The organism is Allobosea sp. LjRoot237, assembly GCF_964253285.1.
In the GTDB taxonomy this organism is placed as follows: domain Bacteria; phylum Pseudomonadota; class Alphaproteobacteria; order Rhizobiales; family Beijerinckiaceae; genus Allobosea.
Map to the genome: position 1 here is coordinate 1,326,804 of NZ_CAXUQP020000001.1, position 14,096 is coordinate 1,340,899.

General features: G+C 68.0%; 16 protein-coding genes. 7 read left to right on the forward strand and 9 right to left on the reverse strand.

Features of this window, described 5'->3' with window-relative positions; genetic code table 11:
• Positions 1–21 precede the first annotated feature (21 nt).
• From ACSQ24_RS06420 to ACSQ24_RS06440, 5 genes are all read left to right on the forward strand, one after another.
• On the forward strand, positions 22–873 hold the full coding sequence (locus ACSQ24_RS06420; RefSeq protein WP_436093883.1) for a CheR family methyltransferase: 852 nt from the start codon (positions 22–24) through the stop codon (positions 871–873).
• Positions 870–1,463, forward strand: coding sequence for a chemoreceptor glutamine deamidase CheD (locus ACSQ24_RS06425; RefSeq protein WP_436093884.1), 594 nt, complete (start codon positions 870–872; stop codon positions 1,461–1,463). Before ACSQ24_RS06420 ends, ACSQ24_RS06425 begins: the two co-directional genes overlap by 4 nt.
• On the forward strand, positions 1,463–2,569 hold the full coding sequence (cheB, locus tag ACSQ24_RS06430; protein ID WP_436093885.1) for a chemotaxis-specific protein-glutamate methyltransferase CheB: 1,107 nt from the start codon (positions 1,463–1,465) through the stop codon (positions 2,567–2,569). The genes ACSQ24_RS06425 and cheB overlap by 1 nt, the downstream gene beginning before the upstream one ends.
• 112 nt (positions 2,570–2,681) lie before the next feature.
• Complete coding sequence (locus ACSQ24_RS06435) at positions 2,682–3,068, forward strand: response regulator (RefSeq protein ID WP_110488895.1); 387 nt, start codon at positions 2,682–2,684, stop codon at positions 3,066–3,068.
• A 129-nt stretch (positions 3,069–3,197) separates the two neighbouring features.
• Positions 3,198–3,755: a glutathione peroxidase gene (locus tag ACSQ24_RS06440; RefSeq protein ID WP_436093886.1), complete on the forward strand. Its 558-nt coding sequence runs from the start codon at positions 3,198–3,200 to the stop codon at positions 3,753–3,755.
• Positions 3,756–3,932: 177 nt separating this feature from the next.
• Here ACSQ24_RS06440 and ACSQ24_RS06445 read toward each other — a convergent pair whose 3' ends face one another.
• From ACSQ24_RS06445 to ACSQ24_RS06470, 6 genes are all read right to left on the reverse strand, one after another.
• Positions 3,933–5,348, reverse strand: a complete 1,416-nt coding sequence (locus tag ACSQ24_RS06445) for a mannose-1-phosphate guanylyltransferase/mannose-6-phosphate isomerase (protein WP_436093887.1) — start codon at positions 5,346–5,348, stop codon at positions 3,933–3,935.
• Between the two features lie 104 nt (positions 5,349–5,452).
• Complete coding sequence (gene mog / locus ACSQ24_RS06450; protein ID WP_436093888.1) at positions 5,453–5,998, reverse strand: molybdopterin adenylyltransferase; 546 nt, start codon at positions 5,996–5,998, stop codon at positions 5,453–5,455.
• A gap of 169 nt (positions 5,999–6,167) precedes the next feature.
• Positions 6,168–7,175, reverse strand: coding sequence for an NAD-dependent epimerase (locus ACSQ24_RS06455; RefSeq protein WP_436093889.1), 1,008 nt, complete (start codon positions 7,173–7,175; stop codon positions 6,168–6,170).
• Between the two features lie 62 nt (positions 7,176–7,237).
• Positions 7,238–8,365: a GNAT family N-acetyltransferase gene (locus tag ACSQ24_RS06460; protein ID WP_436093890.1), complete on the reverse strand. Its 1,128-nt coding sequence runs from the start codon at positions 8,363–8,365 to the stop codon at positions 7,238–7,240.
• Positions 8,362–8,637, reverse strand: a complete 276-nt coding sequence (locus ACSQ24_RS06465; RefSeq protein ID WP_436093891.1) for an EscU/YscU/HrcU family type III secretion system export apparatus switch protein — start codon at positions 8,635–8,637, stop codon at positions 8,362–8,364. Before ACSQ24_RS06465 ends, ACSQ24_RS06460 begins: the two co-directional genes overlap by 4 nt.
• Positions 8,634–10,175, reverse strand: a complete 1,542-nt coding sequence (locus tag ACSQ24_RS06470) for a flagellar hook-length control protein FliK (RefSeq protein WP_436093892.1) — start codon at positions 10,173–10,175, stop codon at positions 8,634–8,636. The genes ACSQ24_RS06465 and ACSQ24_RS06470 overlap by 4 nt, the downstream gene beginning before the upstream one ends.
• 304 nt (positions 10,176–10,479) lie before the next feature.
• Here ACSQ24_RS06470 and ACSQ24_RS06475 point away from each other — a divergent pair, with 304 nt between their 5' ends.
• Entirely contained in the window at positions 10,480–11,490 is a 1,011-nt protein-coding gene (locus ACSQ24_RS06475) for an aldo/keto reductase (RefSeq protein WP_436093893.1), read from the forward strand.
• A 232-nt stretch (positions 11,491–11,722) separates the two neighbouring features.
• On the opposite strand, the gene ACSQ24_RS06480 is transcribed toward ACSQ24_RS06475, so the two are convergent.
• Positions 11,723–12,133, reverse strand: coding sequence for a DUF2000 family protein (locus ACSQ24_RS06480; protein ID WP_436093894.1), 411 nt, complete (start codon positions 12,131–12,133; stop codon positions 11,723–11,725).
• Between ACSQ24_RS06480 and ACSQ24_RS06485 the strand changes: the two genes are divergently transcribed.
• Entirely contained in the window at positions 12,132–13,016 is an 885-nt protein-coding gene (locus ACSQ24_RS06485; RefSeq protein WP_436093895.1) for an AraC family transcriptional regulator, read from the forward strand. The two genes, ACSQ24_RS06480 and ACSQ24_RS06485, sit on opposite strands and share 2 nt — an antisense overlap.
• Before the next feature lie 7 nt (positions 13,017–13,023).
• Here ACSQ24_RS06485 and ACSQ24_RS06490 read toward each other — a convergent pair whose 3' ends face one another.
• Both ACSQ24_RS06490 and ACSQ24_RS06495 read right to left on the reverse strand, forming a co-directional pair.
• Complete coding sequence (locus ACSQ24_RS06490; RefSeq protein WP_436093896.1) at positions 13,024–13,347, reverse strand: hypothetical protein; 324 nt, start codon at positions 13,345–13,347, stop codon at positions 13,024–13,026.
• A 111-nt stretch (positions 13,348–13,458) separates the two neighbouring features.
• Complete coding sequence (locus ACSQ24_RS06495) at positions 13,459–14,067, reverse strand: TetR/AcrR family transcriptional regulator (RefSeq protein ID WP_436093897.1); 609 nt, start codon at positions 14,065–14,067, stop codon at positions 13,459–13,461.
• Positions 14,068–14,096: the final 29 nt, after the last annotated feature.

A 14,096-nucleotide genomic window follows, 5' to 3' on the forward strand; every position in this document is an offset into this window, starting at 1 on the left:
TCTCATCGCCAAGGCCGAAGCATGCTTGCGCCTCAAACCGTCCAGTCGGACACCACGCTCAGCCGGGACGACATGGCCCTCGTGGCTAAGCTCGTCTACGAGCATGCCGGCATCGTCATCCGCGAGCACAAGGAGGCGATGGCGCGCGGGCGGCTGGCGCGCCGCGTCAAGGTGCTGGGCCTCGGCTCGATCGCGGAGTACTGCGCCTATCTGCGGACAGCGTCGGCGGTGGATGAGATTCCGGAGCTGATCAACGCGGTCACCACCAACCACACCGCCTTCTTCCGCGAGCGCCACCATTTCGACCATCTGCGCAAGGACGTGCTGCCGGGCCTGATCCAGGAGCGGGCCGGCCGGCGCGGTCGTATCCGGATCTGGTCGGCAGCCTGCTCGTCGGGCGAGGAGCCCTACAGCGCCGCCGCGATCTCGCGCGACGTGATCGGCCATCGCACCGATCTCGACTTCAAGATCCTGGCGACCGACATCGACACCGACATCCTCGACCGGGCGGCCGCCGGGCAATACCCGACCGACCAGTTCGACCGGCTGCCAGCCGATCTGCGCCCGCTGCTCAAGCTGGAAGGCCAGAACGGGCGCGGCGAAGCGCGCATCGCCGAAGAGCTCAAGCGGCTGATCGCGTTCAAGCGGCTGAACCTGATCGAGAGCTGGCCGATGAAGGGGCCGTTCGACGTCATCTTCTGCCGCAACGTCTTCATCTATTTCGACACGCCGACCAAGGCTGCGATCCTCGATCGCTATGTCGCGCTGCTGCAGCCTGGCGGCTTCCTCTATCTCGGCCATTCTGAATCACTGCCCCAGCCCCACCCGCAATTGCGGCTGATCGGCCGGACGATCTACGAGCGCACGCCATGAGCCTGAACCGATCCTCACGGCGCTATTTCGATCAGCGCTTCGACGCCACCATCATCACGGTCGCGCCGGGCGAGCACGAGATCACCTCGGCGAAGGACGAGATCGTCGCCACCGTGCTCGGCTCCTGCATCTCGGTCTGCATGCGCGACCCGCAGATCGGCGTCGGCGGGCTCAATCATTTCCTGCTGCCCAAGAACAACGGCGGCACCGATACCCATGCCGGCGAGCGCTATGGCGACACCGCCATGGAGGTGCTGATCAACGGGCTGCTCAAGCGCGGCGCCAGGCGCGGCCAGCTCGAGGCCAAGGTCTTCGGCGGGGCGCGCGTGCTCTCCGGCGCCACCATGCTGGCGATCGGCGAGGGCAACATCATTTTCGTCAACGAGTTCCTCGCCCGCGAGGGCATCCCGGTCGTCTCCAGGGATGTCGGCGGCACGCGCTCGCGCCGGATCCACTACCAGCCCGCGACCGGGCGGGCCTGGGTCCAGCATGTCCAGCAGGCGGCGCGCGATCCCGAACGCGAGCAGGAAATGGCCTATCTCAACCGCCTCAAGACCCAGCCTGTTGCCGGCGAAGTGGAGATCTGGTGATGAGCATGCTGACCTCCGGCGGCCCGGTCAAAGTCCTCGTCGTCGACGATTCCATCCTGATGCAGAAGTTGATGACGCAGATCGTCAACTCGACGCCCGGCTTCCAGGTGATCGGCGTCGCCGGCAGCGCCGAGGAGGGCTGGGACGCGATCCAGGACCTGCGGCCCGATATCCTGACGCTCGATATGGAGCTGCCCGGCCGTCACGGGCTCAAGCTGCTGGCCCGGGTGCTGAAGCAGGATCCGCTGCCGGTGCTGATCGTCTCGGCCTTTGGCGGGCCGGGTGCCGACAACACCATCCAGGCGCTGGAGCTCGGCGCGATCGACTTCATCGAAAAGCCGGATGGGGCGACGCACACGCTCGAAGGCTTCATGAAGCATGTCGCCGCGGCGCTGCAGCGCGCCTCGGCCAGCCGGCGCCTGATGGCGGCTGCGAAGGAGATGGTCACGCAGCAGCGGCCCCAGAGCGCTCCGGCCCGGCCAGTCGCGATGCACACGCCTGCCAACCACGGCAAGGTCGCGCTGATCGCGATCGGAGCCTCGACCGGCGGCGTGCCGGCGGTGCAGACCGTGATGCGCGATGCGGCGCATTTGCGCCTGCCGATCGCCGTGGTCCAGCACATGCCGGCGGGCTACACGGCCAAGTTCGCGGCGAGGCTTTCGGCCGCGACGGGGCTCGATGTGCGCGAGGCCGCCGATGGCGAGCGCCTGCGGCCGGGCATGGCGGTGGTGGCGCCGGGCGGCCTGAAGCATCTCGAGATCGAGGAACGGCGCGGCGAACTCATCTGCCATCTCAAGGACGCGCCGCCGGTCAGCGGGCACTGCCCCTCGGTCGACGTGATGTTCCATTCGGTCGCGCGCGCGCTCGGCGCTCACGCCATCGGCGTGCTGCTCACCGGCATGGGTCGCGATGGTGCTGACGGTTTGTTAGCCATGCGCAAAGCCGGTGCTGCGACGTTAATCCAAAGTGGCGAGACCTGTGTGGTAAACGGGATGCCGAAAGCCGCGTTCGAGTTGGGCGCCGCCGACCGGGTCGTGCCGCTCGACCAGATCGGAGGCGCCATCGCGGGACTGCTGGGCGAGCGCCCGCAGCAGCGCACCGCATAGATCATCGCGCGTCCGAACGGACGCGGTCACGATGATCTATCGCATTGTTATCGCATCGGATTTTTCCGAAAAGTGGATTCCACTTTTCGGTCCGATGCTTAGGGAGAGTGCCATGTCAAAGGCGAGAAGCGAGTATCGCATCCTTGTGGTCGACGACCAGAAGAGCATGCGCGGCCTTGCCACCTATTTCCTCAAGCAGATCGAGTTTCAGGACATCGACGAGGCCGAGAACGCCCGCGAGGCCCTGATGAAGATGCAGACCAAGCGCTACGATCTTCTGCTGCTCGACTGGAACATGGACGGGATGAGCGGCATCGACCTCCTGCGCGCCATCCGCTCGGTGCCGGAGCTCAACCAGATCAAGATCATCATGGCGACCTCGGAGCGCTCGGTCGACAAGATGGACGAGGCGACCACCAACGGCGCCGACCATTACGTCGTGAAGCCCTATGAGCTGCGCGATCTCGAGGTCCGCGTGAAGAAAGTGCTGGCCTGCTGAGTGGCCGGCATCCTCGCGAACGATCGACGCCCCGGCCCGCTCCGGGGCGTTTTCGTTTCCGCTCGCGGATATCTTACTTGGCGGGGAGCTCGGTAAAGGGCTAGCTTGTCGCAGCCGCGGAGCCTGCCCATGCGCTTCAATCGTCGCCAGATTCTCCCCTTGCTCGCCCTCGCACCAGCTGCTCCGGCATTGGCCGCGCAGGGGGAGAGCAATGCCTACGCCTTCAGCTTCGACCGGGCCGAAGGCGGGCGCATTCCGCTCTCGGCCTATCGCGGCAAGCCGATCCTGATCGTCAATACGGCGACGCAATGCGGTCTTGCCGGGCAGTTCGCCGGGCTCGAACAGCTCTGGCAGCGCTATCGTGACCGCGGCCTCGTCCTGATCGCGGTGCCGAGCAACGACTTTGGCGGGCAGGAGCCGCTCGATGGCGCCGCGATCGCCGAGGCGGTGCGCCAGAGCCATGGCGCGAACTATCCGATCACCCAGAAGAACGTCGTGCGCGGGCCGGATGCCCATCCGTTCTATCGCTGGGCGGCGAACCAGCGCCCGACCGAGCTGCCGAGCTGGAATTTCCACAAATACCTGATCGGCCGCGACGGCAGCCTGATCGGCAGCTTCAGCTCGGGCAGCGATCCGCTATCGCCGGACCTCATCCGCGCGATCGGGCAGGAGCTGGAGAAGGGCTGAGCGAAAAGGCTCCAGCGCGCTATCCCCTCTCCCCCTGCGGGAGAGGGCTAGGGTGAGGGGTCTCGCGACGCTGCCAGCTCTTGGACAAAAGCCGCCATCGACGCCGACCTGAGCGACCCCTCATCCGGCGCTTCGCGCCACCTTCTCCCGCAAGGGGAGAAGGGAGAGGCGCGCTCCTCAACTACGCGCGTAGATGTCCTCGATGCGGATGATGTCGTCCTCGCCGGTATAGCTGCCGACCTGGACCTCGATCAGCTCGAGCCCGATCTTGCCCGGGTTCTTCAGCCGGTGGGTGCAGCCGATCGGCAGGTAGACCGACTCGTTCTCGTGGACGAACCTGACCGTTCCGTCGAGCGTGACCTCGGCCGTGCCCGTGACCACCACCCAATGCTCGGCGCGGTGAAAATGCTTCTGCAGGCTGAGCTGGCCGCCCTCCTTGACGTGGATGTGCTTGACCTGGAAGCGGCTGCCGATGTCGATGCGCTGGTACCAGCCCCAGGGCCGGTAGATGCGCAAATGCTCGCTGGCCTCGGGACGCCCCGCCGCCTTCATCTGCTCGACCAGGGTCTTGACCTTGCCGGCCGCTGCCATCGAGGCGACGAGCACGGCATCGCGGGTCGAGACCACGACGACGTCGTCGAGGCCGACCACGGTGGTCAGCACGTCCTCGCTGCGGATGAGCGAGCGGCGGGTGTCGAGCGCGACCGCCGGGCCCTCCAGCACGTTGCCGTTGTCGTCCTGCGGCTTGATCGCGTGGATCGAGTCCCAGGAGCCGACATCGGACCAGTCGAAGGAGGCGGAGAGCATGCCGGCATGGGCGGTGCGCTCCATCACGGCATAGTCGATCGAGATCTTGGTGGCGCGGCCGAAGCTCTCGGGGTCGAGCCGGAGGAAATCGAGGTCGCGCTTCGCGCGGCCGACCGCGGCTTCGGCGGCCGACAGCACCGCCGGCGCGTGGCGCGCCAATTCCTCGCGCATGGTGCCGGCCGAGAACAGGAAATTGCCGCTGTTCCAGAGATAGCCGTCGGCGAGGTACTGCTTGGCCAGATCGAGCTTGGGCTTCTCGACGAAGCGGGCGAGGCGGCTGGCGCCGATCTCGGGCAGCGCTTCGCCGGGGGCGAGATAGCCATAAGCCGTCGAAGGCTGCGTCGGCTTGATGCCGAGCGTCATGATCAGCCCGGTGGCGGCGAGGCCGGCGGCGCGCTTGCAATCCTGGCGGAAAGCCTCGGCATCGCCGACCACATGGTCGGAGGCGAGGGCAACGCAAACCGCATCGGGATCGCGCTTTTCCGCCATGACCAGGCCGACCGCGATGGCCGCAGCAGAATCGCGCCGCTCGGGCTCGAGCACGATCTCGCCCTGGATGCCGAGCGCCAGCATCTGCTCGGCGGCGATGAAGCGGAAATCATTGTTGGTGATGACGATCGGCGCGCCGAAGGCCGGGTCGACCAGACGCTGCAGCGTCGCCTGGAAAGTCGAGAGACCATCCTCCAGCAGCGGGATGAACTGCTTCGGCATGGTGTCGCGCGAAAGCGGCCAGAGGCGCGTGCCGGAGCCGCCGGCCATGACGAGGGGAACGATCTTTGCTGCCATGAACGGGTTTCCGGCGGGATTTGACCCCTGATTTCTACAGCACCGAAGCTACTATCCGATAAACGCGCATAGGGGGAGGCCGGTGGTGTCCTTCGAGGTATCGTTCACTCTTTCGGCTTCTGCCCCGGTCGGAAGGCGACGATCACCGCCGGATCGGTTTCCAGATATGGCCCCTCGATCAGGTCGATGCAGTAAGGGATCGCCGGCATCACCGCGTCGAGGCATTCGGCGATGGCGCGCGGGCGGCCGGGCAGGTTGACGATCAGCGACTTGCCGCGAATGCCGGCGAGCTGGCGCGAGAGGATCGCGGTCGGCACCTTGGCGAGGCTGACCTGGCGCATCAACTCGCCGAAGCCGGGCATCAGCTTGTCGATCACGTCCTCGGTCGCCTCGGGCGTGACGTCGCGTGGGGCGGGGCCGGTGCCGCCGGTGGTGACGATCAGGCAGCAGCCCTCCGTGTCGGCGAGCTCGATCAGCGTCTGCGCGATGCCGCCGCGCTCATCGGGGATGACGCGCGTGATCGCCTGCCAGGGACTGGTCAGCGCCTTGGCGAGATAGTCGAGGATGGCGGGACCGCCCTCGTCGGCGTAGACGCCGGCCGAGGCGCGGTCGGAGACGGTGACGATGCCGATCTTCGCTGGGGACGCCATAGCCACTCCTTTATGCCTGTTCGGAACTTTTCTCAGCCCTCATCCTGAGGAGCGAGCACAGCTTGCGTCTCGAAGGATGCTCCAGATAGTTCCGGAGCCTCCTGGAGCATCCTTCGAGACGCCGCTGCGCGGCTCCTCAGGATGAGGGCTTGTTGATCGGAGCGACGTTTCAAACCCGGTAGAAGTCGCGATACCAGCGCACCATGCGCCCGATGCCCTCGGCAAGCGGGGTATGTGGCCGGAAGCCGACCGCCGCCTCCAGCGCCGAGACGTCGGCGGCGGTGCGCAGCACATCGCCGGGCTGGCGCGGCTTCATCTCCATCACCGCCTTCTTGCCGACCGCCTGCTCGATGGTGGCGATGAAATCCATCAGCGGCACGGGATCGGAGTTGCCGATGTTGTACAGCCGCCAGGGCGCCGAGGAGGTCGCGGGGCTGGGCTCGTCGCTCGACCAGGCGGGGTTGGGCGCGGCGATTTGGTCGAGTACGCGGGTAACCCCTTCCACAATGTCGTCGACATAGGTGAAGTCGCGTTCGTGCCGGCCTTCGTTGAAGACCTCGATCGGCTCGCCGGCGAGGATCTTCTTGGTGAAGATCATCGGTGCCATGTCGGGCCGGCCCCAGGGACCATAGACGGTGAAGAAGCGCAGGCCCGTGGTCGGCAGCCCGTAGAGATGGGCATAGGCATGGGCCATGCCCTCATTCGCCTTCTTGGTCGCGGCATAGAGGCTGACGGGGTGGTCGACATTGTCCTCGACGCGGAAGGGCGTGCGGGTGTTGGCGCCGTAGACCGAGCTCGACGAGGCATAGACCAGGTGCTCGACGCCGTTGCGGCGGCAGCCTTCGAGGACATGGCCGAAGCCGGTGAGATTGGAATCGAGATAGGCCTGCGGATTGTCGATCGAGAAGCGCACGCCGGCTTGGGCACCGAGATGGGCGACGCGCTCGAAGCGGCCTTCGCTGAAGAGCCTGGCCATGCCGTCGCGGTCGGCGAGGTCGAGCGTCTCGAAGCTGAAGCGGTTATGGCCGGCAAGACGGGCGAGGCGCGCCTGCTTCAAGGCGGGGTCATAATAGGCGTTGAGATTGTCGATGCCGACGACTTCGTCGCCGCGTTCGAGCAGAACCCGGGCTGTCTCATTGCCGATGAAACCGGCAGCCCCCGTCACCAGAACGCGCATGTTCCTCCTCGCGCCAATCGCGCTGTTTCAGGGTACGTCTATCGAGCAGCTTGCCGCCCCGGTCAACGCGGGCCGCGGTCGCGCCACTGCCTCAGCCGCAGGCGCGCCGTCGCTGCGAGCCGGGGCAAGATGGCGGAGCCGCCTGCGAGCGCGACGATCGCGTTCGCCATCTCCTGCCGCTCGCCCCAGGGATAGGCTGATGGATCGACCCGGTCGCTGGCGCCGCTGTCGAGCTGGAACGGGCGACCGGCGGCGAAGTCGGCGCGCAGCATCTCGATGGCGAGTGCCCGGCCGGGTGAGAGGCGGGCCTTGTCCTCGTCATAGGCGATCTTGAGGAAATGCGACTGCCCGGCGAGATCGAGCAGCAGCCCACCGGCGATCAGCGCGTCATCCAGTCGGAGCAGGTCGATACGGATGCCGTCGATGGCGGCGAAATTTCCGACGATCTCGCGGATATAGGCGCCGTGCCGCGGCAGGCCAGCGAGCGCGGTGCCGCTGCGGCCTTTCCAGCCGGCGGCTTCGAGCGCGAGGAAATCCTCCAGCGCGGCGACGGCGTTCGCGCCGCGATGGCGTTCAAAGGCGAGCGTGCCGGCCTTCTCGAGCTGGCGATGCTGCTGCATGCGCTTCTTGTAGCCCTGACCGAGGGCGCGGCGCAGATAGCGCTCGGCATCGTCGCCGGGCTCGGGGGTCAGCATCGGCCGCTGCCAGCGCTCGAAGGTGGTGATGGCGCTGCCGGTTGCCGCCAGCGCGGACTCGATGGCGGCAAAGACGTTACCCTGCATGGGTAACAGAGGCAGCTTCAGGATGCTCGGCAGATCGGGCGCTTCGACGATCGCCTGCACCAGCGCCACGGCGACGTCGCCGGCGCGTTCGCGGTCGAGAACCGGGGCCGAGGAGACCTCATAGAGCGGTACCAAGGGCGCTTCGAGGACAGGCGCGAAGCCGCTGTGGAAGCTGCGGGTTCGGCGCAGGGCCCAGAGTCCGAGCAGGCGCTGCTCGCCTGCTTCGTGAGCCGCAAGGATGACGACATCCTCGCTTGGAATGCCGAAGTTCAGTGCAGCCGCGACAGCCGCCGGGGCCATATGCAGATTAGGCGCCTCGGCGCGGCGGCAGAGATCGGCGAAGGCTTCGGCGAAGGTTGTGCCATAGGTCCCGGCCGGCAGGCGGCGGACCGCGACAGCTGAGGTCATGGGCGCGGCGGGCCGCCACCGCGGCGGCGCAGGCCGAGCACGAAGGCGATCACCTGCGCGGTCGCAAGATAGAGTTCCTCGGGGATCGTGTCCTCAAGCTCGACCGCCGAAAGCGCCTGCGCCAGCACGGCGTTCTGCTCGACCGCGATGTCGTGCTCGCGCGCGGTCTCGATGATTTTCTCCGCGACGATGCCGTGGCCCTTGGCGGTGACGCGCGGAGCGCCCTGGCCGTCATATTCGAGCGCGACGGCGAGCGGCAGCGGCTGGGTCATGAGCGGCGATCCAGGAACTGGCCTGCGCTCGCCTTGGCCTGCTGCGGATGGCCGGTGAAGACCTCGAACTCGGCGCTGTCGAAGCGCGACCTGAGCAGCGAGGTCTCCAGATCGGGGGTCGCCTGACGCAGCAGGCGGCTGGTGTCCTCGCGCTCGGCCCAGAAGGAGACGCCGATGGCGCGGCCCTGCAACGTCACTACGCCCTGAAGCGCGCCGAGCGGCTCGACATCGAGCGCAAAGCGCACCCGCCAGAGTGGCGCGTCGGGCGTCGCCGAGCCGGGTTGCGGCGGGTCACGCTCGATCTCGAGCGGCAGCACGGCCGTGCCATTCGGCAAAGCGAGCGGGATCTCGGTGAGCCAGCGCGCCGGCGGCTGCTGGTCGAGCCGCGCGGCTTCCTGCGGCAGCGAGGCGTATTGGGCGAGCGCGATGCGATCGAGCGCCGCTTCCGCCTGGCTGAACAGTGCCTGCGCGATCACGGCCGGACGGGCGGCGCTGGTCAGGCTTGCTTCGGTGGCCGGTTGCGGCGTCAGTAATCCATCGCGCGGCGGGGCAGGGCGCGCCTTGGCCGGCATCTGGGCCGCGGCGTCCTGCTCGGGCGCTCCGGGCATGGCCGGACGCCTGGGCTGCGGCGCCGCGTCAGTTGTGCTCTCGCCGGGAAGAGGAAGCTTTGCTGCCGGCGCGCCCTCGACAGCAGGCTTGAGCAGGTCGCGCAGGCTCTGCAGCGCCGCCTTGAGGTCGGTCCGCGGTGTCGGAGCTTCTCCCGCCGCCTGACGCGCTTCGAGGAAGACGCCGGAGCGGGCAATGGCGGCCTTCAGCGCTTCGGCTGTGACGGGCTTTCCGCCTGCCGGCAGGCGCTGGGCGAGGATCTGGTCGACCAGCGTCATCAATGGCTTCGGCAAGGTGAGCGCGACTGAGCCCTGCGCCAGGCCGCCGAGATTGGCGAAGAGCGGGGCGAGGCTGTCCTGCCGCCCGAGCGCGGGGCCGAGCAGCGGGCCGGCGATCGCGCGGGGCGAAGCGGGCACGGTCTGCGGAGCGAGCGGCACAGTGGTAGGGATCGTGCGGCCGACCTGCAAAGTGGCGGGGGCCGTCGATGCTTGGGCCGTTGCGGCGGCCGCTGTCGCCAGCGGCGATTGCGGTGCCGGCTGAGCAGCCGAGGGCGTGGTGCCGACTGTCGGTTGCCCGGCCGGTGTCGAAGCGTGGGGGGCGCTGGCGCCCTCAGCCGGCGCAGGCCGAATCCCGACCAGCGTCGCCTGCAGCGGCGCGCCTGGCTCGGCGGGCGCGGTGAGCTTGAGCACCAGGCTGGCGCCCGGTTGCAGCGCCGCTTGCCTGGCCTCGGGGCCGGCGAGCACGAGCGCGACCTTGATGCCGTTGACCAAGGCGGTGGCGTTGCCGTCGCCATCGAGCGCGACGAGCTTGGCTTCCACGGTCTTGCCGGCTGCGAGGCCGCCATTGCCGGTCATCGCCGCGAGCAGGGTCGCGAGGCTCTGGCTCTTGACGAGCGCGGCGAGTTGCGCCGGATCGGGCGGGATGGCTGCCATCCGCGCAAGCTGCCACGAAATGTTAAGGATTCTCTTGCGCTGGGCCGCGTTGCGCATTCCCTTCCCCCCGCTTGCGGTGGGGAAGGGTTAGGGATGGGGGGCGGGAAAGCCGGGCGAGATACTTCTTCCAATCTCCCGCCAAGCGGCACTGCCCCCCACCCCGGCCCTCCCCACCGCAAGCGGGGGGAGGGGGAAGTGCCAGCTCGCTTCAAAGCGCTTCTGCAACGACCCCGTCATGCCTTTGGCAATGCTGGTGCGGGCGCCCGCTCTGCGGCAGGCTTATCGCTTATTTGGAGACATCGTCATGGATTATCGCGCGCTTGGCCGTTCCGGCCTCAAGGTCTCGCCGCTCTGCCTGGGCACGATGATGTTCGGCGCGCAGACCGAGGAAGCCGATGCGCGCGCGATCATCGACAGCGCTGCGGGCGCCGGCATCAACTTCATCGACACGGCGGACGTCTATGCGGAGGGGCGCTCGGAGGAGATCACCGGCCGCGCCATCGCCGGCAACCGCCATGGCTGGGTGCTGGCGACCAAGGCGGCGAACGCGATGGGTGAGGGGCCGAACCAGCGCGGCCTCTCGCGCAAATGGCTGATCGAGGCGTGCGACGCCAGCCTGAAGCGGCTCGGCAGCGATTTCATCGACATCTACTACCTGCACAAGGAGGATCACGAGACGCCGCTCGCCGAGACAATTCGGGCGATCGGCGACCTCGTGCGGGCCGGCAAGATCCGCTATTTCGGTGTCTCCAATTATCGTGGCTGGCGCGTCGCCGAGATCTGCCGGCTCTGCGACGAGCTTGGCATCGACCGGCCGGTGGTCAGCCAGCCCTATTACAACGCGATGAACCGGATGCCGGAGGTCGAGCATTTGCCGGCCTGCGGCCATTACGGGCTCGGCGTCGCCAGCTATTCGCCATTGGCGCGCGGCGTGCTGACGGCGAAATACCAGCCCGGCCAGGCGCCGCCGGAAGGCACGCGCGCCGGCCGCGCCGACAAGCGCATCATGCAGACCGAATGGCGCGAGGAATCGCTCGTCATCGCCCGCACCATCGCCGATCACGCTGCGGCGCGCGGGTTGACACCAGTGCAGTTCGCGATCCGCTGGGTGCTCAACAACAAGCTCCTGACCGCGGCGGTGACGGGGCCGCGCACGATGGAGCAATGGCAGGGCTATCTCTCGGCGCTGTCAGCCGACTTCACCGCCGAGGACGAGGCGCTGGTCGATTCACTCGTGCCGGCGGGCCACCCGTCGACGCCGGGCTACAGCGACCCGGCATATCCGCTGGAAGGGCGGGGGGCGCGGACGGGGTGAAGGCTCCTGTTTCTCCCTTCCCCCTTGTGGGGAAGGGTTGGGGATGGGGGTGGTGCCGCTTGGTGATTGTCGGCAGAGGGGGGAGCCGGCAGCAGCGACAGGGGTATCGGGTCCAGCCGATCGCTCCGGCTTTACGACCCCCACCCCTGCCCCTCCCCACAAGGGGGAGGGGTTCGCGCGCCTCTTCCAGTTTCGTCGAGGGCCCGCAAGGGGAGAAGAGACGACCACCGCCTCAAGGATGCAGCTTGAGCCCCTTGATCACCTTGTCGATCGTCTTGCGCTCGCCGTGCAGTGCGATCCCGACCAGGTCGAGCGCCTCGGTCGCGACCGCCGCGACGGCGGCGCGATTGGCCTCGTCATGGCCGGTCGCGAACAGTTCGCTTGTGTAGAGCGAGGGCGTCAGCCCGGCCTCGCCGGCCCGCCGCAGCACGCGGGTGAGGTCGGTCGAGGTCGCGGCGAAGATCAGGATCGGCTGGCGTACCAGCGGCCCGTAGACCTTGCCCGAGCCGTCGCGGTAAGCTTGCCCGCCGATCTCCGGCGCGGCGGCGACCAGCCCCCCGGACAGGAAGGCGGTGACGTTGAGCTTCTGCCAGGCAGCGAGCTCCTCATGGACGATGATGGCGATCTTGGTGTCGAAGCGCATGCCGACAGCGATAGGGCCCGATCAGCCGGCCGGTCTTGAACGTTCGTGCGCGACCGCTTCGCCCGGCGACTGGATCCGCACGGCGCCGGACGGGGAGGGCATCGAACGGATCGAGGCCTTCTTCAGCGGCCATGCCTATGACACGCATCGGCACGACACCTATGCGATCGGCTACACGATCAGCGGGGTGCAGAGCTTCGACTATCGCGGCGTGCAGCGGGATTCGACACCGGGCGACCTGATCGTGCTGCATCCGGACGAGTTGCATAATGGCCGGGCCGGGGTCGAGAGCGGCTTCCGTTACCGCATGGCCTATGTCGAGCCGGGTTTGATCATGGCGGCGCTCGCCGGGCGCGCCAGCGCGATCCCCTTCATCGGCAATGCGGTCTGCCGCGATGGCAGCCTGATGCGGGCGCTGGTCGGCCTGCTCGGCGATGTCGAGCATGGGCTGGAGCCGCTGGAGCGCGATGCGGCGGTCGGCGCACTGGCGGAGGCGCTGCTCCGGCTCGATCCATCCTGCGCGCTGGCAGGCGCGGAAACGATTGCTATGCGGGCCTGCGAGCGGGCGCGCGATGTCCTGAGCGAGAGCCGGGACGAGACGATCGACTCCACGATGCTGGAGGCGGTCACCGGGCTCGACCGCTATGCGCTGGCACGGCAGTTCCGCCGCCGCTATGGCACCAGCCCGCATCATTACCTGGTGATGCGCCGACTGGAGCGGGCAAGATTGCTGATCCGCCGGGGCGAGGCTTTGGCCGAGGCCGCCGCGGCGAGCGGTTTCGCCGACCAGAGCCATATGACCCGACATTTCCGGCGCGCCTATGGCCAATCGCCCGGGCGCTGGCGGGCGATGCAGGTCGGTGGCGTGCCGGAAGCCGCCTGAGCGGCGCTCAGTTCAGGATGCAGAAGCCACCGACGACCACTTGCGAGCGGCACCAGACACGCGCTTCCGCGGACTGCGTGCCGCGGAGATCAGCCGTCTCGACCGCAGCGGCGGCAGCCGGCGTCGCGATGCGGAGAGGCTGGCTTGCTGTGGCGTTCTGTGTCTGGCGGCTGCGCAGCGTCGGCGTCACCACGGCATGGGAGCCGTCGCGCTGGCCCTGACCAGCATGAGTGGTGGACGAACGGCCGCCACCGAAGCGGAGTTTAGCGGCTTCGGCATTCGCCGGCAGCAAAGCGACAGCGAGGGCGGCGACGGCGAGACGACGGATCATGCCAGGCTCCATTGCGCCGCATGACTGTGCCCGAGCGGGCCCGGACTGCCCAGCAAAGCCTCGGATCAGGCTGAGCAAGGCGTTAAACGGATAGCGTGGGCTGTGCGAGCTTCAGGCCCGGGCTCTGGTCAACCCGTCCCAGGCCAGCATCGCTCCTTGCGCCACGGCTTCGAGCTCGCTGCGGGTCGCTCCGTCGCGCGCGCGGATCGACATGCCTTGCTGCACCGTGCAGTAGAAGGCGGCGATTGCGGCCGGATCGCCTCCCGGCAGCTCACCACTGCTGACCGCGGCGCGCAGGCGTGTTTCGAGCACTCCTTGCATCTCGGCGCGCGCGTCGCGCAAGGCGCGGCCCGCCTCCTCGCTCGTGCCGGCAGCGTGCACGACAGAGAGCACGACCATGCAGCCCGCCGGCTTGCCGGGGCGGCTGAACAGGGCGGCCGAGCGCATCAGATAGATCTCGATCGCGTCGCGGACGGTCGGCGCGGCGGCGATGGCGGCGGCGAGCTCGGCTCCGTCGCCCGCTTCGTAGAGCGCCATCGCCTCGCGATAGAGCGTCTCCTTGCTGCCGAAACAGGCGTAGAGGCTCGGCGCATTGATGCCCATCGCCGCGGTGAGCTCGCTCATCGCGGTGCCCTGGAAGCCCTTCTCCCAGAATAGCAGCATCGCCTGCTGGAGGGCCTGCGTCCTATCGAAGGCACGTGGGCGGCCTCGTTCGGCCATGGGGTCACCTTTCTGTATCGAGCGATAAA